This is a genomic window from Micromonospora sp. NBRC 110037 (assembly GCF_001652995.1).
Lineage (GTDB): Bacteria > Actinomycetota > Actinomycetes > Mycobacteriales > Micromonosporaceae > Micromonospora > Micromonospora chalcea.
Genome location: NZ_BBVA01000006.1, coordinates 1 through 21,928, shown reverse-complemented (window position 1 = coordinate 21,928; position 21,928 = coordinate 1). Strand labels below are relative to the sequence as shown.

Sequence of the window (21,928 nt, the reverse complement as noted above, 5' to 3'; positions counted from 1 at the left end):
GAGCCCGCCGGTTCCGGAACCGGCGGGCTCTGGGTCGGGGCTGGGCTCAGGCGCGCTCGGCGCGCTGCCGCACCAGGTCGTCGACGAGCTTCTCGACGTAGTCGGCGGTCTCCTCCCAGCGGGTGACCGCGACGCTACGGATGCCCATCGCCTTGACCGGGTAGTCGTTGCCACCCACGTCCAGGCGGTCACCCACGAAGAGCACGTTGTCGATCTTCAGGTCCAGGTGTTCCAGCAGCTTCCGCATGCCGTACGCCTTGTCCACGCCCTTGCGGGTCACGTCGATCGAGGTCGACCCGCCGCCGCGTACCTCCAGGTCGGGCAGCTTCGCCGCGACCGCGTCCCGCAGCCGCCGCTTCTTGTCGCCGTCCGGATCCCAGCCGTACTTCTCGGCCGGCGGGGCGGACTGCCCCAGCGCCGAGAACGTGATCTGGCTGCCCCGGTCCTCGATGATGTCGCCCCAGGTCTTCGCCTCCCACAGACCCAGCGCCTGCGCCGACTCGGTCAGCGCGGCGACGACACGGGCCTTGTCGGCCTCGGTCAGGTCCTCCGCGTAGACCTGCCGCCAGTCCCCGTCGGACCAGCGGTAGTAGCGGGTGCCGCAGGTCGGCATCAGGTGCAGCCGGTCGCGCTGCTCCTCGGTGAGGTCGAGGTGGGCGAGCACCTGCGACTGAAACTGCTCGAACCGGCCACCGGAGATGACCAGCACGTCCACCTCGGTGAGCAGGTGGCCGAGCAACTCCGCCATCCGACGATCGATCTGGGACTTGGAAATCGCCAGGGTGTCGTCGAGATCGAACGCCACCACTCGAAGATCGTTCACGAATACCTCATGTCGTCGCGGACAGGCCAGGACCTGCCAGGGTACCGACGGGTTCCGGCACCGGCCTGAGGGCCCGGCGGGTGACACGTCCCCTCGACGGAGCGTAACGCGGCAGGCCTCCGGGCGGCCCCGCTTCCCGCGCTCAGACCCCCACGCTCTCCCGTTGACGGCATCGCTGACCGTCGATACCGTTTCCCTGATAATTACCTTCATCAATCAAGGAGTGCCGGTGAAATTCCTTCGAACGCGCGGAGGGCTCGTCACCCTCGCCGCGGCCGCCCTGGTGGTCACCGCGGCGGCGGTGGCACCCGCCGCCGCCGCACCCACCGGCGACCTGTCCACGCTGGCCGACTCGTCCACCTTCCCGCTGGCCGACCCGGACACCCTGCTGGCCAAGGACGGCTCGTACGTCACCTACGGCACCACTGTCGGCGCCGGGACCGGCGCGCGCTGCGGCGCGACCGGCAGGCTTTACGTACCGGTCCTCGTCCACGGCTCCGGCAACAGCGTGGGCATGGCGAACTGCGCGTCGCACGACGCCCTGCCGTCCGGCCCGGGCGCCTGGGCCGAGCCCGGCGGCGCGGTCTGGGCCCCCGGCGTCGCGCAGTTCGGCAGCCGGTTCTTCATGTTCTACACCGCCTCCCGCAAGGGCACCGGCCAGAAGTGCATCGGACGAGCGATCTCCGACAGCGCCCGCGGCCCCTTCCAGAACCAGGGCGAATGGGCGTGCCCGGACGCCGGCCGGTGGGCACTCGACGCCAACCCCTTCGTGGCCGGCGGAAACCTGTACGTCACCTACCGGGACGACGCCATCGCCTCCGGCGCCGAGACCGGCATCTCCACCGTCCGCACCGACGGCGAGGGCCGCGCGATCTGGGACACCCGCCGGGACATGCTCAAGAGCACCGACATCACCTGGGACACCGCCAAGACCAGCGGCGGTACGCACGTGGTGGAGAACCCGTCGATGTGGAAGGCCGCCGACGGGGACTGGTACCTCATGTACTCGGGCAACAACTGGGACAGCGCGCGCTACGCCACCGGCATCGCCCGCTGCGGCGCAAGCCCTCTCCCCGGTTCACGCTGCAGCCCGATCCGTGAAGGCGTGTCCCGGCCCTTCTTCGGCTTCACCGGCAGCGCCGGGCTCAACCCGATCCGCGGCCTGCCCGGCAACCACCAGGGCCCCGGCGGGATGGACGTCTTCGCCGCCGCCGACGGAAGCGAGCGCGTGGTGTGGCACTGGTGGAACGGCTCCACCCGCTTCCCGATGACCGGCGTCCTGACCCGCCCCTCCACCGGATTCCTCGTCTCGTAGCCGGTGCGCCCGACGGCACGCCTGCTCACCATGCGCTTTGACGTGGTTACGCTCGGTTGAACTGCTTCACGGAAAATTGCATTTGGCAAGAGATGGCACCGAAATTTTCTCGATGCGATGCATCTGCTTGTCAGGTACCCGACAGTGAATTGCCCACTCTTGTGCTAGCTGTCCGCCGGGAGCATGCTCGAACCGTCGAACGGTACTGCGCCGCCTCACACAGAGGGCGGCGCCCGGCTGCCACCGGACGCCGCATTCGACTCCACCGCTGCAACGGAAGGAGTCACGTTGACTGTAATCCCTCACGGGTCAGACTTCGAGACACCAGAGGACGAGGACGAAACCGTTGCCGAGCCGACCGACCGGCACCGGCTCATCCTGGCGTACATCAAGACGCTCAGTCCGATCATCGCCGCCGTCGTCGCCTGCATCGGGACGCTGGTGGCAGCGCTGGTCCGCTGACCCGCCGGCCCCGCGCTCCGGCTCCGGCCGGACGCGGGGCCGCCCCGTACCCGAAGGTCTGGCACACTGCGGCGATGCCGACGTTTGATCGACTCTTCGCCGAACATGTCGGCACCGGCCTGGCCCGCCAACTGGCGCTGGCCGACCTGCTCGGCGAACGCGACTGGCAGCTCGACCTGCCCGACGGCACAGTGACGTTCGGAACCGACCTGCGGTACCGCATCCAGCTCCTCGGTACCGAGAGCCACGACGACGGCACCTGGCTGTGGGCCTGGGCCAACGAGGCCAGCAACCTTCCGCCGACGCTCCTCCATCTCGCCGGCTGGCTCCGCGAGTACGGGCACCGGCAGGGCGTCGCCGAACTCACCGCGCCCACGTTCCCGCTCCAGCGCGCCGACGGACACCGCCTCGCCCTGCTGGCGTCCGGCCTGACCGGCCGCTGCTACTACCGCGGGCCGTACGACGGCGGCGCGGTCTTCTTCCACCTCGACGACGCCCCGCCACAGATCACCGCGCCGGTCCGGCCGGAGCGGGTGCTGACCGTACTGACGCAGGTGCTTCAGTCCTTCCCGGTGGAACACCGCGTCGCCGTCGAGTCGTTCCTGCACCAGCAGGGGTGGCGGTTGGATCGGGCGCCGATGTCGGTGACGGCGCAGGATCGGGGCGGTTCGGTCCTGCGTGTCGACTTCGACGCGATGGGCCGGGTCAGCAACCTGTCGGGAACGGTCAGCCCGTAGGCGGAATCCGGCACCTCGGCAGGCTTCGAACCTGGCACACGCCCAACAGCTGACCGCCGTCGCCCCTACCGCCGGGGACGCAACGGGCACAGCGACCAACCGCTCACGCCGCCCGACCGCCGACAACGACCGGGGCTAGCATCCCAGGCCATGCGTGGGTTTTTCGCGATTGAGAGCCGAAGGCTCTCCTATCTGGACTTCGGTGGATCGGGTGCCCCGCTCCTGGCTCTTCACGGGCACTACAACGAAGCGTCGGCATTCGCCCCGCTGGCCCAGGCGCTGGCACCCCACTGGCGGGTGATCGCACTCGATCAGCGCGGACACGGAGCGTCGGACCGTGCCGAGAGCTACGAGCGTGACGACTACATATCCGACGTCGCCGCGTTCCACCGGCACTTGAAAGTCGGCCCTGCGGCGGTGCTGGGCCACTCGCTCGGCGGAGTGAACGCCTATCAGTACGCCGGGCGGTACCCCGACCGGGTCACCGCGCTCATCGTCGAGGATGCCGGCGCGGTCGTAGACGTCGATTGGTCGTTCACGACGAGCCTCCCCCGCCACGCGCCAACCCGCGACGCACTGGCCGCGGCCCTGGGCGCGGCGACACCCTACCTCGAATGTTCCTTCCGCCAGTCCGACGACGGCTGGGGCTTCTCATTCGACATCGACGACACGGTGGCGTCCCAGAAGGCACTCAGCGGTGACCACTGGAAGGACTGGGTTTCGGTGAGCTGCCCGACTCTCCTGATTCGTGGAACGCGTAGCGATGAACTGACAGCCGGCCACGCTCGCGAGATGATCGCCCGTCGCGCCGGCCACGCTCGCCTTGCCGAGCTGCCGGCCGGTCATGTGGTGCATCACGACGCGCAAACACAGTTCGCCGCCACTGTTCGCGCCTTCTTGTCCGACCCGGCTGAGCCAGGGGAGCATTTCCGTACGGCTTGACCTGGCGCGGGCTCGTGGCGGCGCGGTGTTCTAGAGAGAACCGAGCTGACGCGCCGCATCCTGGTGAACCGAGACGAGTTCAGCAAGCAGGATCGGCTTGCGAGACACCGCCGAGAGATCCTTGCCCTCCCGAGTCCAGGGCGGCGGCCACGCGCTGATCCCCTGATCCAGGGCAACGCCGGCCACCTCGGCCTCCCACCCCGGCCAGCGCAAGCCCTCATAGAAGCCAGTCAGTGCACCGGTGAGCATCGCCTCCAGCCAGTCGCCATACCCAAGCTCAAGGTCCTGCCAAGCCAGGTCCTCCGGGCCGAAGTAATGCACCGTCGGCCTCACCGCCGGCTCCGCCTGCAACCACGCGAACTGGCCGCCCATCACATCGAAAGCGACGACCAGGCGACCCGCCCCCGGAACCATCTGGGCCGCCACACCCGGCAGCCCGTCGCGCCCACCACCGAGCACCCGAAGCCAACCGTGATCGATCACCAGCGCACCGCTGTTGGCGACCACCGCCCCGAGCCACGACCTGGTCGTGATTTCCAGGGCCGCCAGACACGCTGCCGCCTGCTGCGAATCGACCGGCAGCACCTCCACCGGATACGGAGCCGCCGCCACCAGCGCCGAAATCTCGGACCACGCAGACTGTTCCACCCCCTCAGCCTCCCAGGAGGATCAACCCGTGCGACTCCGAGGCCCCGCCGACCGCGAAGACTCAGTGGGACGGCTCGGCGGTACGGGATGGCTGTACCGTCGTTGCGTGGAGCGCGATGAGTTGACGTTTCTGCTTGCCGGCGAGAGCCCAGTCATCAGGGCATGTCGTGAGGCCCTCGATCGGGGAGCGTCGTTCCGCATCTGGGACGGCGTGGTCCCCGCCAACAACCTTGCGTCCACGTACCGAGGGCGGAAGGCGATTACCAGGGATCGAGGCATTCCGACGCTCGGGTTCGCGGCGGCTGTCGAGACGCTCCATGCGCTCGGTGAACAGCCCGTGCGACTTGGCGGGGTGACGCAGCTCGACCCTCCCTACTATTTCCAGCTCTTCCTGGCGGCCGACGCGGCGTCAGTCCTCGCGTGCATTGGCGTGGATCAGAAACACCAAACGCAGGCTCAGTCCTCGTGACGGCAGCCGGCGCCAAGGTAGAAGGCGAAATAGTGATCGTTGATCAAGCGTCTGACCTGGTGCCCCCGGCAGGATTCGAACCTGCGACACACGGTTTAGGAAACCGATGCTCTATCCCCTGAGCTACGGGGGCGCGAGGGCCTAGTCTAACGACCTGGGGGTTCACCTGGGGTGGCAGGGAGTGGCCCACGTTCACCCACGTTCCCCGGACCCGTGTTCGCCCAGCCCAGGACCACACCCCGAGTCTCCATGTGACTCGGATGATCTTGGTAGGCAGGGTGGTACGGCCGACGGGACCGGGGTCGCGTCGGCGGGGAGCGGGCTGGTTCAGGCTGCGGCGCGAACCGCTGGTGCCGGTTGGGTGAAGGTTTTGTTGTCGCGGATGAGGGCCCAGAGGACGTCGACGCGTCGTCGGGCGAGGGCGAGTATGGCTTGGCGGTGGTTTTTGCCTTCGGCGCGTTTCTTCTCGTAGTAGGCGCGGGAGGTGGGGCATTCTCGGGCGGCGGTGAAGGCGGCCATCCACAGAATGTGCCGCAGCCGCCGGTGATAGCGGCGAGGCTGCCGATGGTTGCCGGAAACCGTTCCGGAGTCGCGGGAAACAGGTGCCAAGCCGGCGTGAGCAGCGAGTTTCGCGGGGCTGTCGTACTCGGTCATGCCGGCGGTGTGGACGAGCAGTTCGGCGGTAAGCAAGGGGCCCATGCCCGGCAGACTGCCCACGATCGGCGCCAAGGGGTGCTGGTTGAGGTGTTCGGCGATGAGGTCGTCGACGGCGGCGATGCGTTGTTCGAGGGCGAGGATCTCGGTGGCCATCTGCCCCACCACCACGGCCGCGGCACGTTGGCCGGGGAGCGTGACGGTCTGCTGCCGCGCAGCGGCCACCATCGCCTCGGCCACCTGGACGGCGTTCTTGACTTGGCCGCGTCGGAGTAGGGCGGTGATCCGGTCGACGCCGGCGTGCCGGATCGCGGCCGGAGTCTGCCAGCAGGCCAGCACCATCATCGGGCCCTTGCGGTTGAGTTCCACAGCTCGCTCCAACGCCGGGCTGATCCCGGTGAGCAGTTCCTGCAATCGGAACAGGGTCGCGACGCGCTGGCCGACGAGGTCGGCGCGGTACCCGGTCAGCACGGTCAGCTCGGCAATGAGCCGGTCGGAGGGATCCAGGATTGGGATGTCCGGGCGCATGCGAATCGTCTGGGCGATGACCACCGCGTCGCGCGCGTCGGTCTTGTTCTCCCCGGCGAACGCAGCGGCCATGTGGAACGCGACGGCGCCGGAGACGTAGCGGACCTGGACCTGGCGCCGCCAGAGCAGGGTCAGCAGCAGCGCCGACAGGCCGGTGGTGACGTCGACCGCCCAGCAGACCGGACGGCCGTGCGTCGACACCTCGGCCATGACCGTCAGGAGGGCGGTCTCGTCGTTGGCGACCCGGCGGGAGTAGACCAGCCGACCGTCGCCATCAACGGCGGCGACGTGGTGGTGTGCCTTGCCGATGTCCACGCCGATCCACAGCTTCGCCACCCTCGCGCTCCTTCACATGATCGGTTTTCTTCGTTGGGCCCTCGTCTGTGGGTTCGGGTTTGCCGGCACCTTCTAACGATGCGAACGCAGGTCGCGGATCTCCATCAGCGGTCTACCGAATCTCGCAGACGATGAAGCGGCGGGTGGCATCTCCTACCGTCAGCCAAGCAATCTCGGCGAAACACACGCAGCCATACCCACCGCCCCAGGCATCGGTTCTACGGCCACCGGGGCCGTGCCCGTTCAACCAACGCGTCCGCGAGGCGGGAGCGGGTGGCACCTCGAAGCTCAGCCACGATCACGGCGGAACACACACAGCCATCCCCACCCCGGCCCCGCGGGCACGGCGACCCAGCCTCCCGCCGTCGCTGGCCGGCGCCTCGGACAGGATGTGCGAGAGCCGGGGATCGATCGAGCGCGGGGAAGGCGTACGGCGTGACTGCCCATAACGGGCGGGCCGCCGTTCCTTGACTGGCCTGATTCCTACGCCAACCGTCGCTGCAGCGGCTTGAATGGCGGTGTGCAGGTCAGCAAGGACGGGCGGAGTTGGCGCATCGGCGCCGCCGCCGACGTGGGCTGGATCGCCGGGCACACCACTGCCGGCGTTTCGATCACCACCGCCATCCCGCCGGTCTTTGACGCCTACGCCACCACGTACCAGGCCGATGACGTCACCGCCGCCGCCTACGAGCAGGCCCTGGTCGAGGACCTCACCATGCACACCGCCGACCAGCCGTGGTGGCTGGCCTACCTCGACACCGGCGCCCACGACGTCGTCTTCCCCGACGCCCCGAGGGTGTTCCTCTACTGGAGCTGGCCGTACGTGCTGGTCGAGGCCGGCCTCGAGCAAGCCCTCACCTGGCGCACTGGTGGTCATATCCGCCACGCTCACGGCGTTCTACCCGATCTGTTCTTCCCCGCCGACCGGTCATGGCTGGTCTCCGCGCTGTGGGACGACACCTGGACCTGCGTCGGCGGCCCGGCACCACTGATTCACACCCTGGACCGTGACCCGGTGGCCAATTCCCGCCAGGTCCGACCCGGCGAGGACGCGCTGCCGGCGGGGCTGACCCGTGAGTGACGACCCACGCCCCGGGCAGCGGTCAGCCTCCAATCATGGCTAACGCCCCCACGTCTCGGCGGGACGGCAGTCGCTGGTCGGTTTGCCGTAGATCGGCTTCCCGTCCGGGCCCGTGTAGCAGTGCTCGAGTTGGTCCTCGGCCTGGAACAGCGGGCGCCTGTCGATCTCGATCCCTCCGGAGTCGTAGCTGACCAGTTCAGGGTCGTTGCCGGCCTTGAGTCTTGCGTCGCTGGTCATGAGGCCGAACGTGCCATCGGAAAGTCGTGCTGTGGTGGTGTGGCCGTCGCCGTGATCGAGGACGAGCCGGTGGACGCGGCTGCTGACCCGGCCGCTGACGCTGACGTCCCCGCCGTCGAACTCGGTGGAGGTCAGCAGCAGCCGCTGCACCGGCCCGGGCAGCAGGTCACCGTGCGGCCACGGCTCAGTGGCGCCCCCGCCGGACTCCCGGGGCGTTCCCGCCCACTCCACGTCACACGTGGTGTAGCCGACGTCGTTCATGAACAACACCAGCGCGCGGTCACCTCGCTCGGTAGCCACCGCGAGGTCGGCCAGGGACACCGGGACGGGTTGCTCACCCGGACTTTGCCGGGTCTGTCGTTGCGGGGAACTCCACTGCAGGCACCGCTCGGCCGCTTTCTGCAGCGTTGGCGACAGCTCCCCGGGCCCCATCGCCAGCACCTGTGCGGTCGAGCGGTCCGGCCGGTCCCACGCCACCGCCGCGGCCCCGGACGCCACGGTCAGCAGCGCCGCCACAGCCACGGCGATCCTCAGTCGTGGCGTACGTGCGGGAGGCGGGCTCGCGACGCCGAGGAGCCGGGCCCGCATCGCGAGCGCCGCTCCCGGAGGCAGGTCCCGCTCCGCGGGCAGGTCGAGAATGTCGTTCACCGTTTCCCCTCCTGGATCTCCTGCGGCATCAAACGGGCCAGGCGGCTGCGCGCACGACTGACCCTCGACCGCACCGCCACCTCGCTGATGCCCAAGACGGCCGCCGCGTCCGGGTACGACACACCGGACCACAGGCACAACGCCACCGCCTCCCGCTCGGCCGGCGGCAACCGGCGGACCACCGCGAGGACCTCGGTCATCCGCCGTTCGTCGTCGAGCCGCGCAGAGACGTCCTCGGCGAGGTCACCATCGGCGTACCGCTCTCCCGGTAGACGCCGAATCAGCGCAAGCCACCGGCGCGCCGACCGCCACTCCGAGCGGACCGCGTTCGTGGCGACGACCAGCAACCACGGCAGCGCCGATCCGTCCACGAGTCGCGCGTCGTGCCGGCGGCGCCACGCGACGAGGAACGTCGCCTGCGTGACGTCCTCGGCCGTCGACCACGACCCGGTCAGCCGGAACGCGTGGTTGTAGACCGGACGGGAATACCGGTCGAAGAGCCGACCGAACGCCACCTCGTCACCGGCGGCGATCGAGGACCACAACTCCTCGTCCGACGGTCGCATTTGTTGCCTCACAACACACTATGGCCGCCCACGACGGCTCTGTTGCAGGTCGCCCACCAGTGGCCGCAGGCGGAAACCACACCCGGCGATGAGCGGGGCAGGATCGCCGCTTCGTGAGGGCCAGGCCCTTGCATCTGACGGTGTTCGGGCGAGCGTGTCAACCCCGCCCGCTGGGCGCGTGCATCCCGTCCACCCCGAGTGGCTTGCGACGACGTTCGACGGCGGGGACAGCCCGTCCCGCTCGCCGCACCTGCCACCACCTGTCGAACGGCGATCCAAGAGCTGGAACGCCGCCGCCCGCTGCAAGCGGCGTGGCGCTCCACGACAGGGTGGCTTCCATGCGACACCTGGGCCCACGCGCGGGAGGCTGAGGCGCATGGTCACGAGGTGCGCCGTGCACACGCAAAACGCATGCTGCAACCAGCCGATCACAAAGGGTTGAATCGATGGCCGTGATCTGTGAGACTCATTGACCTCGGCACTGCTACATCCACGGGGGATACGTTGAGCAGACGTTGCCGCATTGATCGGCTCGACCATATGGCGACTCCTGGGCATGTGCCCAGCATCGGCTTCGACCGGCACGAGACCGCCAATCTTCGCCGCTAGCCCTGCCCCGAATCTCCACCCGAGTCAAGGGCACCTCACCTTTCGGCTTACCGAATGTTGACTGCAGCAGCGTTCGGCACGCTCTGAGGCGCGAGAAATAGGTTTTAGTCGAAGGTGGATGGCGGGCAACGCCCCTCTCCACTTACAGCAGAAGGAGCGACATGTCGCACCGTGTCAAGCGGCTCTTGGCCGCCACCTCAACAGGAATCGTCCTCGGTGTGGCCGGGTTCGCTGTCCCGGCGTACGCCGCGGGAACCTGTTCCAGCGGCCGGATCTGCATGTGGGAAGACTTCGGATACACCGGCAGCAAGTACGTGGACTACGTCCCGGGCACCATCTCGAATGACCGGTACGAGATCAACGGATTCAACGGGGACAACGAGATCAGCTCGGTTATCAACAACACCAGCAAGTGCGCGGTGCTGTACGACAACGACGGCTTCTCGGGCACCCGTATCACCATCTCGAAGAACACCTCCGTGAGCAACCTGCGCACGTTCGCGAACTTCGACAACGAGGCGGAAAGCTTCGCACTGGTGAGCTGCTAGTTCGACGGTACGACGAGCGGCCGTCTCTCGACGGCCGCTCGTTCGGCGATTCATACCCACACTCCACAGCAGAAGGGCTATAGGGTTCATCTATGAAGGTGCCTCGTACGACGTTTCCCGGTCTCGCTGGCTGTCGAGGCGTCCGGCTGCGCTTCGGCCGGACCGTCGCGCTCGACGATCTCTCGTTCGCCGTCGAGAAGGGCGAGACGGTGGCGATCACCGGTCCCTCCGGCTGCGGCAAGACATCCCTGCTGCATGTGCTGTCGGGCCTGCTGCGTCCCGACGCCGGCGAGGTGTACTTCGGGTCGCGGGAGCTGTCGGCCGAGTCGGACGCGGCGCGCAGCCGCCTTCGATTGACCTCCTTCGGGTTTGTGTTGCAGTTCGGTGACCTGGTGCCGGAGTTGACACTCGGCGAGAACGTGGAGTTGCCGCTGCGGATGACCGGGGTACGGGCAGCGGTGGCTCACCGACGGGCGCTGCATCTGCTCGAGGAGTTAGGTATCGGAGACCTGGCGTCGCGGCAGGCGGGCGCGGTGTCGGGTGGGCAGGCGCAGCGGGCCGCGGTGGCTCGGGCACTGGTGCACGAGCCACAGGTGGTTTTCGCCGACGAGCCGACTGGCGCGCTGGATTCCACCAGCGGTGAGGCGGTCCTGGACTGCTTGTTCGCCGCGGCGAGGCAACGACATGCCGCCGTGGTCGTGGTGACGCACGCCGCGGAGGTGGCGCAGCGAGCAGACCGGGTGGTGCGCATGCGCGATGGCCGCGTGCTGGAGACGGTGGCTGCGCGATGAGTGCCGTAGGTCGCTATCTGCCATGGATGTGGTTGGGACTGCGGCTGACGGTGCGCGGTGGACGCCGGGCGCTGGTGCGCACGGTGCTGCTCGGCGCCGGGGCGGCGGTCGGCATCGTGCTGGTCCTCGGCGCGCTCGCGGTGCCGACCGTGGTGGACGCCCAGGACCTGCGGGTCATCTCCCGGACCCCGGTGACGCAACCCGGCGCAGATCAGGGGTTGCGGGTCCTGACGATCGATGACGCGGTCGCCGGTCGCCTGCTACGTCGGGTGAATGTCAGTGGGGCCAGCGGTGGTGCTCCCGTTCCGCCCGGAGTCGGGCAATTGCCGGCCGCCGGCGAGGTGGTGGTTTCCCCGGCGCTGCGTGAGCTCATCGCCGCCAACCCGCACGCGCGGCAGCGCTTCCCGCAGCGGGTGGTCGGCACGATCGGCGCTGCGGGCCTGACCGCGCCGGACGAGCTGATCGCGTACGTGGGTGTGGACGCGGCTCGAATGCCGGCGGACGCCGTTCCGGTGGTGGGCTTCGGCGATTCCGATGCCAACCGGCGGTTGGCGGTGCAGCGAGGCACTTCTGATCTGGAGCGACTGCTCACTCCCGGACGGATGGTCGCGTTCGCGTTCGCGTTCTTCCTCCTCGCACCACTGGCGGTACTGCTGTCCACCGCCGCCGGGCTGTCGGCCTCCGCGCGGGAGCAGCGGCTGGCCGCGCTCCGGCTACTCGGGGCGTCGGCGCGACAGGCACAGGCGGTCAACGCGGTCGAGACCGGTGTCGCCGCCACCATCGGCGTCGCACTCGGCTATGCGGCGTTCCCGCTGCTACGGGCAATCAGCGCCGACTGGTCGTTGGGCCGTTTCCGCTGGTACGCCACGGACGTGCACGTCGGCGCCGGTCGAGCCGCCACCGCCGGAGCGATAATCGCGGTGTTCGCGGTCATAGTGGCCGTGGCAGGGGCAACGCCTGCTGTTCTGCGCCCGGTGACCACCCGCCGTAGAACCGCGACCCCGGCACCTCGAGCGTGGCGGCTGCTCGCCTTCATCGCATCGGTCATGGCGCTGCTGGCGGCGATGTGGCTCGGTGACACGACGATGCCAGCACTGGCGTTGCTCGCCGCCGGGATGCTGGGCGTGGCGCTCACCCTGCCGCTCGTTCTTCCAGCGCTGCTCACCCGCCTCTGGGCACCTCTGCTGCGGTGGACCGCCCGACCGGTGTGGGTGACCCTCGCCGCACGTCGCGTCCTGCAGGCGCCCAACCTGGCCTCGCGTCTGGTCGGCGCGCTGATGGTCGCTCTGTTCATCGGTGGCGTGGGCACCATCGGCACCGCCGCCTATCAGGCGGCGAACACCGCCCGGCAGGTGTCCGACACCGGGTGGTTGCCGCAGACGATCCTGACTGGTGACCAAGCCCTCGCCGACAAGCTGACTCCCGTCGTCGGCACCGACAATATCGCCTACTACGAGAGCCTCAGCGGCATCGCCACGGTCGCCGGGCAGCAGCAACAGGTCTCTGTCGTCCGGGGCAGTTGCGCCAGCCTCGCCGTGCTGTTCGACACCACCTGGACCTGCACACCGGGAAAGGCGTACCGGGCGAAGTGGTCCGACCAGCTACCGCCCGGGACCACCCTGAGGCCAGCCGACGACGGAGATGCCGCGGTCACGGCCTTCACGATTCCTGCCGACACCGCCCCGCTGAACACCTCACCGTTCGGGCAAGGCACCGACATCGTCGTCGCCGAGACGCCCCGGCAGGGGACCATCGTCGCGAAGGTCACCGCCGACCAGGGCAAGCTCGAGGACTGGTACGCCGTCACCGCCGCCCTCGCCCCCACCGCAGTGGTGCAGGGATACCGCGAGATCCCGACCGGCTTCGACGCCGGCGCCGTCATCGTCCTCGTCACCGCCGGGCTGCTCATCACTGCCGCCATGGGCTTCATCGCCTTCGCCATGTCCACCGTCGACCGCAGGATCGCCACCCGACGCGCGAACGTCCCCCTCGCGGTGATCGGCGCGCCCCGGCGAACCCTCACGGCCGCGGACCTCACCGAGTCAGTCAGTGGTCTGATCCTCGGTCAACTCATCACCGCCGCGGCCGTCATCCTCACCGCCGGGACGGCAGCAGCCGTACTGCGCACTGCGAGCTTCGCCGACCTGCTCCACACCATCAGGCCCATGCTCACTCTTGCCGCCGCCGGGGTCGTCCTCGGCACCCTGATCACCATCCTGGCCACCACGTCCGCCGGCCGCCCCACCCCCGCACTCTTGCGCCACGAATAGCAATCGCACACCGATCAGGAGACCGTCATGGTTGAGGCCAGCTCATCGGGCGCCGCCTCTCTCATCGGTATTCCTCGCCGCCCCACACACTGCGGACACCGATGACGGTCTCCGTTCCCTACGCTGCTCCCATGGCAGCGTGTCCCGAGCTGACCAGGCCGGCCCCCCACGTGGGGTCCGGTCATGGTCTCTCCGGGGCAACCCCGGGGACGGACTACTCACCTCGGCACCACACCACAGGTGCGTCGGCACGCTCCGCGAGCCTGTGCACCCGCACGACCGGGCATCGTCGGGACGCGCTGCCACCACCGGCCCGATCGTGACCACCATTCACGCCCTCGCCACCGCGCTCGCCGACGCGTTCCTCGCCGGCGACAGCTGGCGCCGCGCCGATCTCATCGACCAGGGTGGGCTCGTCCTCGGAGTACGACGGCGCTGGCTGTGGCCGGTCGCCGACGCGGTGCTGGTCGCCTACCCGCGCCCACCCACCGACCGGCCACGCGAACTGGCCACGTTCCTGAGCAACGTCGACCCACTGCGCGCGGCAGTCGCCACCGCCCGCCAGCACCAGCGACCGATCGCCATCCGCGCCCGACCCGTGACACCGACCCGCACCATCCGCCGCCCCTGGCACACCCCAGTCATAGACACCGTCGATGACCTGGCCGCGATGCTCGACCTGAGCATCGAGCACCTCGACTGGTACGCCGACCGACGCGCCATGAACCGCCGCGCCACCGCCCACCGCCTGCACCATTACCACTACCGGTGGACCGCGGGCGGCCGGCTGATCGAGGCACCGAAGTCCCGGCTGCGCGCCCTGCAACGCCGGCTCCTCACCGAGGTCCTCGGCCCCATCCCGGTCCACCCCGCCGCCCACGGATTCGTCCCCGGCCGCTCCGCGCACACCTTCGCCGGCATCCACACCGCACAGCCGGTCGTCGTCCGGATCGACCTGCTCGCCTTCTTCACCCACATCCCCGCCACCCGCGTCCACGGCCTGTTCCGCACCGCCGGCTACCCCGAATCCGTCGCCCACACCCTCACCGGACTCTGCACCAACCGCACCCCGCACCCAGTCCTGCGCCGCGCACCGACCGAGCTGCCGCACCGAGCGGCCCGGCTCGCCGCGCTCCGCACCGGCCATCTGCCCCAAGGCGCGCCCACCTCACCCGCACTGGCCAACCTGTGCGCCTACCGACTCGACCGACGCCTCACCGGCCTCGCCGACGCCTTCGCCATCACCTACAGCCGGTACGCCGACGACCTCGCCTTCTCCGGCGACCTCACCACCCGCCGCATCGACGACCTGATCGCCGACGTCACCGACATCGCCCGCGACGAGGGCTTCCAAGTCCATCCAGCCAAGACCCGCGTCCGCGGGCGCGCGGACCGGCAACTCCTCGCTGGACTCGTCGTCAACCAACACCCCGCCACACCACGCGACGAATACGACCAGCTCCGCGCCATCCTCCACAACGCCGCCCGCACCGGCCTCGCCGCGCAGAACCGGACCGGCCACCCCGACTTCGCTCAATACCTCATCGGACGAGTTACCTGGATCAGTCATCACCACCCGGCACGCGCAGCCAAACTCGCCGCGCTGCTGGCCCACGCTCTCGCGGCACCGTAAACTGACGCGGCACGGCAACTTCACCGGATCCCGCAAGGACGCGTCGAACCGACCTAACAAGGGCCTGAGCAGGACTTACACCTGTTCTGCTGATCTTCAGCAAGCGAGCACAGCGACGGGCGCGTGCGACCCACCAATGTGAAAACAAAATAGAAACCCGCAGGTCATCCAGCTATGGGTACAGATAGAGCGTCGTCTTAGGAAACCGATGCTCTATCCCCTGAGCTACGAGGGCGCGAGTGCCCAGTCTAGCGGCCTGCCGGTTCACCCGGGGTGGCAGGGAGTGGCCCACGTTCACCCACGTCGTCGCCCTGGTCAGGGCCGACCGATGACCACACCCCGAGCACACGGACCCCGGCAGCGACCCGGCCCGTTGACCCGCCGTGGCATCCGGTGGCACCGGTTGCCCCACGGTGGCATCCGCTCTCGAGCACACACCGCGCACATCATCGAAGGTCCGGAGTCGGGTCTCGGGTCGCCCGCCGATAGACGTTGCTCGGCGCGGACAAGGACGTCGGCGCCGGGGTTGTTGAGGCGCTGGCCGGTTCTGGCGGAGATCGGTTACGGTAACGTCGCTTTGCGTCAATGCAGCCGTCGTGTCCGTACGGGGTTGTGAAGGGACGGGCGTCATGATCGATCCGCAGCGGGTAGACGATGCGAAGCGGGCACTGGGTGCAAGGCTTGCCGCCTGGCGCAACGTGCGTGGGCTGACCCAGTTGGCATTGGCGAGGCGGGTGCCGGTTTCCCGGACCACGATCGCGGGCGTCGAGCGCGGGCAGCAATGCCCGGACCGGATCTTCTGGCAGCGCTGTGAAGCGGCCCTAGCCGCTGGTGGAGAGTTGCTGGCCGACTACGACGACTATCGGCGCCTGAAGCAGCAGCTTGATCAGGAGAAAGTCGAAGCGGCACAACGCATGCGGTGGGGCGAAGTCGAGGACCGCTCACTACCGGCTGGCACTCACGGTGTCCCGGTGACGGATCCGGCACGGGAGTCGTTGCGCGACCTCGCCGCCACGGATCTGACGGCCGGTGGTCCGAACGGCCTGACGGCACCACTCGCGCGGGTCGCCGGTGCCGCGGTGGCAGGTGAGACGGACTTTCACGATGGTGACGCGGTTACGCTTGCGGTCATGTCCGATGGGCAGGCGATGTCATTGCGGGTAAGCCGGAGGGCTCTGCTGGAACTGGCCGCTGGCCTCACCGCCGTGCCGGTTGTCACCACCACAGGCGTTTCTCACCCACGGTCCGTCGACCCTGCCGTTGTCGATCACTTCGCGGAGCTTCGCGCGCTCCTCGTACAAGCGGACGACCTGCTGGGTGGCCTCACCATCCTGTCGACCGTCGAACAGCAGATCGCGCTGATCGCCGCCCTGCGTCGGCAGACACGTGGACAGCTTCGTAACCGGCTTCTCAGCACCGAGGCACGGTGGAGCGAGTTCGCGGGTTGGCTCAGCGACGATCTCGGCGACCGGGCCGCGGGCGACCGCTGGCTGGACCGCGCGGGAAGCATGGCGCAGGAAGCCGACGATCAGGAGTTCTGGGCGTACGTCCTGACCCGTAAGGCACAGCGGATGGTGGGAACCGGGGACGAGGACTGTGTCGTCGGGCTGGCCCGTGCCGCTTCCCGCCTGCCCGACACGCCCCCGCTCCTGCACGCCTTCGCCGCCATCCAGCAGGCGCACGGCAGCGCCATCGCGCAGGACGCCTCCGCTTTCCAGGCCGCGGTCGAGCGTGCCCACACACTCGTGGCGACCGCCAGGCCGCCGAGCGGGGGAAGCAGTGCCCTCGGTTCGTTCTGCACCCGGCCGTACCTTGCGGCGCAGGAGGGCGAGGGATGGCTCCGCCTCAACCAACCGCGTCGGGCCATCGACAGCTTCACCAACGCCGTCAACACGTGGCCCGACCGCTACCGACGCGAACGGGGCGTGTACCTCTCCCGCACGGCGCACGCCTACCTGGCGGCTTCGGAACCAGGCCAGGCCGCCACCGTCGCGGCTGAAGCGTTGACCACGGCTACCACGACGGGCTCGGTTCGGGTCCGCCGAAACGTCACCACCCTGGCCCGGCGACTCGAACCCTTCTCCAGCCAGCCGGAAGTGCGACAGCTCCTCGACCAGCTGGCCACCAGCGGATGAGTCACCAACTACCCGATCAGGTCCGTACGCCGCATGTCGCCTTCGTCGGCCGCGCCAACATCGACATCACCGTGCGGATCCCCCAACGGCCCGTCGCTGGCCGGACGACGTTCGCCTCGTCACCCGCGACGACCACACCGGGCGGCAAGAGCCTCAACCAGGCTTTGGCCGCACGACAAGCGGGCGTCCGCGCCAGCCTGATCACCAACGTCGGCGACGACGAATGGGGCGCCTCCCTGAGCCGAGCCCTCACCAACGCGGCCATCGACATGTCCTTCCTTCAAGTCGTGCCATCGGCTCCGACCGGTACCGCGATCATCGAGATCACCCCCGACGGCGAGAACTACATCGTCCTCGCACACTCCACAGAGACTGAGCTCGCCAGCGAGCATGTGCGCAACGCACTTCAGCAGCTACGAGCTCCGATCGTGGTAACCCAGCTCGATCTCCAGCCCGATGCCGTTGACGCCGTCTTCCGGCATCACCACGCAGAGACGCTCATCGGCAACCTCGTGCCACATCCCTCGCTCGGTCTGACCGCCCTGGCCCCACTCGACCTGTTCGTTTCGAACGAGGCCGAAGCGGCAGCGATACTGGGCCGCCACCATGCCAATCCGTCGATCGCAGCGCAGGAACTCCGCAAGCTGGGCCCACGAGCGGTGGTGGTGACCGCTGGCGCTCGCGGCGCCGCCTACAGCGATGCCGACCACACCGCACTCGTCCCCGCATCACACGTCAAGGCCATCAACACCAGCGGGGCCGGTGACGCCTTCCTCGGCACCCTCGCCGCACGACTCGCTCACAACGTGCCGCTACCCCACGCAGTCGCCAAAGGCGTCGCCGCCGCAACAACCTTCGTGCAGGTCGACAGACGCTAGGCGACTAGGTCGGGACGACGGTGACATCGCTGGCCTTCATGGTTGCCAGACGCCCGCACTGATCCGAGTCTCCACAAGATCGCGAGGGACGATCGGTTCGAACTCGAGTGCGTATCCGACAAGGCCTCTGGCAGCTGCATGCCTGGCACACCGACTGCGGTCAGCAGAACGGCCAGCCTCCCAGGGTCCTGCTCGAAGAGGATGTCGCTGAAGGCATCGAGGCTTCCGCTCGGGTTGCGTGACAGAGCAGCTGCGAGAACTCGTAGACGAAGCCGGCAAAGTCGACGAGCGACGCTCCGTCGATTACGAGCACAGGGGTTTACAACGATGCCGCAAGGGGTCTCGCCGGCAAGAGGGCCTCCAAGGCAGGATAATGCAGCGCTGCGCGCGGCCACGACTACAACGGACAGACGGAATGGACTTTCCCCAGCAGCCGTGTCGCCAATGGCCGCCGCCGCGAGATGGTCAGCCCTGCCTACTTTCTATACCCGGCGGTGACTGCTCCTGCTCTACCCTTGGGAAGAATTGGTGCCATTCAAGTCCAACATCTGCCCGAATGCGTTAAGAGTCGAGCGGCTACAGAGGTTGAAAGGCTGACGTCCGTCGGCGTGTCTGCGTGATCTGGGTCGATGTGGGCGGTAGGTCGGAGGCATGAGGTATCCGGCTGGTGGTGGCATGAACGCGGCAGCCCGGGTCCGGCGTGAGAAGGTCCGGATCCAGGCCGCGACCATGTTCGAGAAGTCCGTACCGACCGCGCAGATCGCTTCTGAGCTGCGGGTTTCCGAGAAGTCGGTGCGTCTGTGGCGACGGCAGTGGACTGCTGGCGGAACGGAGGCTCTGGCGTCGGCCGGGCCGGGAGGCTCGGACTGCAAACTCTCGGTTGAGCAGCTGAAACAGCTGGCCGGGATGCTCGACGAAGGGCCGATCGCGCACGGCTGGGACGATGCCCGCTGGACCCTCGCGCGGGTGGCCGAGGTGATCGAACGCCGCTTCGGCGTCTCCTACACGCTGCGCGGGGTGTCCTATCTGCTGCATCGCATCGGGTACAGCCAGCAGGTTCCCACTCGTCGGGCGATCGAACGCGATCCCGAAGCGATCACCGGCTGGCATCGCGGGCGGTGGCCGTCGGTAAGAGGTTAGCGGCGGCGCAAGGCGCCTGGATCTGCTTCCAGGACGAGGCAGGCCAGGTCATGCGACCGCCGGTGGCCAAGACGTGGGCCCGGCGGGGGCACACGCCGGTGGTCGAGGTATCCGGCAAGGGCTCCGGCCGGGTCTCGATCGCCGGCCTGGTCTGCCTCAAGCCCGGACAGCGAGGACGGTTGATGTGGCGAACCCGGCTGCACCGTGGTCGTACAGGCGAACGCGGTAGCTTCAGCGAGGACGACTACATCGCCTTCCTCGACCAGACCCACCAGCGTCTACAGGCACCGATGGTGCTGATCTGGGACAACCTGAACACCCACGTCAGCCGCCGCATGCAGGCCCTGATCGCCACTCGGCCGTGGCTGACCGTGATCCGGTTACCCGCCTACGCTCCGGACCTCAACCCCACCGAAGGCGTCTGGCGCTGGATGAAACGCGGCCTGACCAACACCGCCGCCCGCGGTGTCGACCACCTCGCCCAACTGGTCAAACGTCGACTACGCGCGTGTCAGCAACAGACCGATCTCCTCGCCGGCTTCTTCGCCAGCACCGGCATGACCCTCGAACCCGAGCCACCGAGATAACTCGAACCTTGGCCTTTCAACCTCTGTAGTCACATCATTAGCAGGCGCTCGCATTCGCCATTCGGATACTTGATCAGCAGGCTTCGGCCATCGCCGCGCTTTAGGACATCTTGCACTAGATCATATACTTGAATTGCGCGGTTGATGGTGTCCGTTCTGGTATCTCCCGACTTCCGGACGGCACTATCGAGCGCCAACATTGACCTTTGAGTAAAATTGACGGTTACACGGGTTAGCGGCCCGCTGCTCCCACTCGCACCTCCAGACGCAACTGCCGGAGGGGTGATGCCGCCATCGGACTCACGCCGTTTCGGAACGCCGCCATTGCCCGCTTCAACAGACCCCTTCGCTGGCATATATATCCCCTTCTCCCATGCCCGGTACTCTTTATCGCTGCTGACAGTTCCCAGGAAAATTTAAGACACTTCGCGTTACCAATGGGCGCCCGTCAACAGACTCACGGGTTCAGGGCTGCTAGTCAACCGTCCCTCCAAGCTGGAACATCGCACACCATGTGCGACGGGTCTTGCGATGCACGTTGAGACCATGACAATGGGCCTAGGAGTCTCGTCCTACGACCCATGTCGGTCAGTCTTTATGCACAGCGACCGCACCCGATCCAACACGCAGGAAGGAAGTGAAGCTTGTTCGCTTGCACGATTGGGGTTATGCAGTGAACCAGGGGCGTTGCCCGTCCCAGCAGATTGACCAAGAGCTCAACCTGGCCGATCACACTGACCCCATCGAGTCCGAACCGTCGGACAAGGCACGCGTCTGGGCGCATCACCGAACAGAAAGATCAACGGAAGGGAATTTCTTCGCAACCTGGTGGCGATTCGCCATTGAGATAAAGTTTCTGCCTTCGAAGCGAACGGCTCGACACGCCCTAACCCTATCCGGGCTACTGGTAGCCGCAATCGCCGCAGCGGTTACATGGGTTGCCGCTTCGGCGAATGAAATTCCCGACGCCATTTCCGTGCCTACACCGATACTGGTCCCGTTGATCCTTCTAGCAGTTAGCCTCGGCCGTTCAGTAAGGCCGCCTGTGGTTCATGATCAGAAATGAGGAAGTGCCTCCCGATCTGGGATGATCTGGCTTGTCGAAGGCCCATGATCGCCCGCACGGAAGGCACTTACCGAGTGAAGGCTACCGGAGCGCGCCCGAAGATCATCGTGAGTGCCGACGGGCGTGGCGTGGTCGGCCATGCCGGCGCTCGTCTCCTGGCTGATGTCGCGGAGGTGACCGGGCTGACCGAGGCGTTCGGCGACGCCCTCGCCGGTCTGCGGCGGCGGCGTGGCCAGCACGACCCGGGCCGGGTCGCGGTGGACCTGGCGGTGATGCTCGCCGACGGTGGTGAAGCGATCTCGGACCTGGCCGTGCTGCGTGACCAGGCGGACTTGTTCGGTCCGGTCGCGTCGGACCCGACGGCGTGGCGACTCCTGTCCGGCGTGGACGGTGAGGCACTGGGTCGGTTGCGTGACGCTCGGGCACGGGCTCGCCAGCTGGCCTGGGCCCAGCTGGCCGAGACCCGCGGCGGGCTCCCGCAGACAACCGCGGCTGGCCAGCCGGTCCCCGGCCTGGTCCTCGATCTGGACGCCTCGATCGTGCTGTGCCACTCGGACAAGGAATCAGCGACCCCGACCTGGAAGAAGACCTTCGGCTACCACCCGTTGTTCTGCTTCCTGGACAACACCCGCGAGGCCCTGTCCGGCCTGCTGCGGGAGGGCCGGGCCGGGTCGAACACCACCGCCGACCACATCACCGTCCTCGACGCCGCCCTGGCCCAGATCCCGGACTCCCACCGGCACGGCACCCCGATCCTGATCCGCACCGACTCGGCCGGCTGCACCCAAGGGCTCCTCGCGCACATCCGCGACCTGCGCAAGCAGG

Annotated in this window: 20 protein-coding genes and 1 tRNA gene; 15 read left to right on the top strand and 6 right to left on the bottom strand. The window is 68.1% G+C overall.

Annotation, left to right across the window (positions count from 1 at the left end):
* Positions 1 to 46 precede the first annotated feature (46 nt).
* The gene (locus tag A4R25_RS18460; RefSeq protein WP_064447558.1) at positions 47 to 823 is read right to left on the bottom strand and encodes an HAD-IIB family hydrolase; all 777 of its coding nucleotides are present in this window, start codon (positions 821 to 823) and stop codon (positions 47 to 49) included.
* Between the two features lie 229 nt (positions 824 to 1,052).
* Between A4R25_RS18460 and A4R25_RS18455 the strand changes: the two genes are divergently transcribed.
* From A4R25_RS18455 to A4R25_RS18445, 4 genes are all read left to right on the top strand, one after another.
* Positions 1,053 to 2,138 carry a family 43 glycosylhydrolase gene (locus tag A4R25_RS18455; protein ID WP_064447750.1) on the top strand — a complete coding sequence of 362 codons (1,086 nt, stop codon included), beginning with the start codon at positions 1,053 to 1,055 and terminating at the stop codon, positions 2,136 to 2,138.
* Positions 2,139 to 2,426: 288 nt separating this feature from the next.
* A complete protein-coding gene (locus A4R25_RS31510; protein ID WP_013283846.1) occupies positions 2,427 to 2,600 on the top strand; it encodes a hypothetical protein in 174 nt (57 codons plus the stop codon).
* Between the two features lie 74 nt (positions 2,601 to 2,674).
* Positions 2,675 to 3,337: a DUF6882 domain-containing protein gene (locus A4R25_RS18450; protein WP_064447557.1), complete on the top strand. Its 663-nt coding sequence runs from the start codon at positions 2,675 to 2,677 to the stop codon at positions 3,335 to 3,337.
* A 150-nt stretch (positions 3,338 to 3,487) separates the two neighbouring features.
* Positions 3,488 to 4,279 carry an alpha/beta fold hydrolase gene (locus tag A4R25_RS18445; RefSeq protein ID WP_064447556.1) on the top strand — a complete coding sequence of 264 codons (792 nt, stop codon included), beginning with the start codon at positions 3,488 to 3,490 and terminating at the stop codon, positions 4,277 to 4,279.
* 30 nt (positions 4,280 to 4,309) lie between these two features.
* Here the strand turns inward: A4R25_RS18445 and A4R25_RS18440 are convergent, their stop codons facing one another.
* Positions 4,310 to 4,927, bottom strand: a complete 618-nt coding sequence (locus A4R25_RS18440; RefSeq protein ID WP_064447555.1) for a DUF2625 family protein — start codon at positions 4,925 to 4,927, stop codon at positions 4,310 to 4,312.
* A gap of 106 nt (positions 4,928 to 5,033) precedes the next feature.
* Here A4R25_RS18440 and A4R25_RS18435 point away from each other — a divergent pair, with 106 nt between their 5' ends.
* Positions 5,034 to 5,396, top strand: a complete 363-nt coding sequence (locus A4R25_RS18435; RefSeq protein WP_064447554.1) for a hypothetical protein — start codon at positions 5,034 to 5,036, stop codon at positions 5,394 to 5,396.
* 57 nt (positions 5,397 to 5,453) lie between these two features.
* Here A4R25_RS18435 and A4R25_RS18430 read toward each other — a convergent pair.
* Positions 5,454 to 5,529 (bottom strand) — tRNA-Arg (locus A4R25_RS18430).
* A 194-nt stretch (positions 5,530 to 5,723) separates the two neighbouring features.
* Positions 5,724 to 6,914 carry an IS110 family transposase gene (locus tag A4R25_RS18425; RefSeq protein ID WP_047890476.1) on the bottom strand — a complete coding sequence of 397 codons (1,191 nt, stop codon included), beginning with the start codon at positions 6,912 to 6,914 and terminating at the stop codon, positions 5,724 to 5,726.
* 520 nt (positions 6,915 to 7,434) lie between these two features.
* Here A4R25_RS18425 and A4R25_RS31505 point away from each other — a divergent pair.
* The gene (locus tag A4R25_RS31505) at positions 7,435 to 7,995 is read left to right on the top strand and encodes a hypothetical protein (RefSeq protein WP_176722852.1); all 561 of its coding nucleotides are present in this window, start codon (positions 7,435 to 7,437) and stop codon (positions 7,993 to 7,995) included.
* 39 nt (positions 7,996 to 8,034) lie between these two features.
* On the opposite strand, the gene A4R25_RS18415 is transcribed toward A4R25_RS31505, so the two are convergent.
* Positions 8,035 to 8,880, bottom strand: coding sequence for a hypothetical protein (locus A4R25_RS18415; RefSeq protein WP_047890475.1), 846 nt, complete (start codon positions 8,878 to 8,880; stop codon positions 8,035 to 8,037).
* Positions 8,877 to 9,446 carry an RNA polymerase sigma factor gene (locus A4R25_RS18410; RefSeq protein ID WP_047890474.1) on the bottom strand — a complete coding sequence of 190 codons (570 nt, stop codon included), beginning with the start codon at positions 9,444 to 9,446 and terminating at the stop codon, positions 8,877 to 8,879. The genes A4R25_RS18415 and A4R25_RS18410 overlap by 4 nt, the downstream gene beginning before the upstream one ends.
* Before the next feature lie 770 nt (positions 9,447 to 10,216).
* Between A4R25_RS18410 and A4R25_RS18405 the strand changes: the two genes are divergently transcribed.
* The 9 genes from A4R25_RS18405 to A4R25_RS18365 form a co-directional block, all read left to right on the top strand.
* Positions 10,217 to 10,603: a peptidase inhibitor family I36 protein gene (locus A4R25_RS18405; RefSeq protein WP_082171164.1), complete on the top strand. Its 387-nt coding sequence runs from the start codon at positions 10,217 to 10,219 to the stop codon at positions 10,601 to 10,603.
* Between the two features lie 92 nt (positions 10,604 to 10,695).
* On the top strand, positions 10,696 to 11,394 hold the full coding sequence (locus tag A4R25_RS18400) for an ABC transporter ATP-binding protein (protein ID WP_046569657.1): 699 nt from the start codon (positions 10,696 to 10,698) through the stop codon (positions 11,392 to 11,394).
* Positions 11,391 to 13,664 (top strand): hypothetical protein, encoded by a 2,274-nt coding sequence (locus A4R25_RS18395; RefSeq protein ID WP_157539117.1) that lies wholly within the window; start codon positions 11,391 to 11,393, stop codon positions 13,662 to 13,664. Before A4R25_RS18400 ends, A4R25_RS18395 begins: the two co-directional genes overlap by 4 nt.
* A gap of 319 nt (positions 13,665 to 13,983) precedes the next feature.
* Positions 13,984 to 15,297, top strand: a complete 1,314-nt coding sequence (locus tag A4R25_RS18390; RefSeq protein ID WP_046569686.1) for a reverse transcriptase family protein — start codon at positions 13,984 to 13,986, stop codon at positions 15,295 to 15,297.
* A 629-nt stretch (positions 15,298 to 15,926) separates the two neighbouring features.
* Positions 15,927 to 17,432: a helix-turn-helix transcriptional regulator gene (locus tag A4R25_RS31860; RefSeq protein WP_046569661.1), complete on the top strand. Its 1,506-nt coding sequence runs from the start codon at positions 15,927 to 15,929 to the stop codon at positions 17,430 to 17,432.
* Positions 17,429 to 18,310 carry a PfkB family carbohydrate kinase gene (locus tag A4R25_RS18380; RefSeq protein WP_051611164.1) on the top strand — a complete coding sequence of 294 codons (882 nt, stop codon included), beginning with the start codon at positions 17,429 to 17,431 and terminating at the stop codon, positions 18,308 to 18,310. The genes A4R25_RS31860 and A4R25_RS18380 overlap by 4 nt, the downstream gene beginning before the upstream one ends.
* Before the next feature lie 675 nt (positions 18,311 to 18,985).
* The gene (locus tag A4R25_RS18375; protein WP_225319901.1) at positions 18,986 to 19,450 is read left to right on the top strand and encodes a winged helix-turn-helix domain-containing protein; all 465 of its coding nucleotides are present in this window, start codon (positions 18,986 to 18,988) and stop codon (positions 19,448 to 19,450) included.
* The gene (locus A4R25_RS18370; RefSeq protein WP_120332276.1) at positions 19,429 to 20,037 is read left to right on the top strand and encodes a transposase; all 609 of its coding nucleotides are present in this window, start codon (positions 19,429 to 19,431) and stop codon (positions 20,035 to 20,037) included. Before A4R25_RS18375 ends, A4R25_RS18370 begins: the two co-directional genes overlap by 22 nt.
* 1,110 nt (positions 20,038 to 21,147) lie before the next feature.
* Positions 21,148 to 21,928, top strand: a 781-nt coding sequence (locus A4R25_RS18365) for a transposase (RefSeq protein ID WP_197494931.1), incomplete at its 3' end; no start/stop codon positions are given.

Coding starts and splice junctions, on each gene's coding strand:
- A4R25_RS18450 (WP_064447557.1), top strand. CDS start 2,675: ATGCCGACGTTTGATCGACTCTTCGCCGAACATGTCGGCACCGGCCTG.
- A4R25_RS18395 (WP_157539117.1), top strand. CDS start 11,391: ATGAGTGCCGTAGGTCGCTATCTGCCATGGATGTGGTTGGGACTGCGG.
- A4R25_RS18410 (WP_047890474.1), bottom strand. CDS start 9,446: ATGCGACCGTCGGACGAGGAGTTGTGGTCCTCGATCGCCGCCGGTGAC.
- A4R25_RS18400 (WP_046569657.1), top strand. CDS start 10,696: ATGAAGGTGCCTCGTACGACGTTTCCCGGTCTCGCTGGCTGTCGAGGC.
- A4R25_RS18380 (WP_051611164.1), top strand. CDS start 17,429: ATGAGTCACCAACTACCCGATCAGGTCCGTACGCCGCATGTCGCCTTC.
- A4R25_RS18445 (WP_064447556.1), top strand. CDS start 3,488: ATGCGTGGGTTTTTCGCGATTGAGAGCCGAAGGCTCTCCTATCTGGAC.
- A4R25_RS18375 (WP_225319901.1), top strand. CDS start 18,986: ATGAACGCGGCAGCCCGGGTCCGGCGTGAGAAGGTCCGGATCCAGGCC.
- A4R25_RS31860 (WP_046569661.1), top strand. CDS start 15,927: ATGATCGATCCGCAGCGGGTAGACGATGCGAAGCGGGCACTGGGTGCA.
- A4R25_RS18405 (WP_082171164.1), top strand. CDS start 10,217: ATGTCGCACCGTGTCAAGCGGCTCTTGGCCGCCACCTCAACAGGAATC.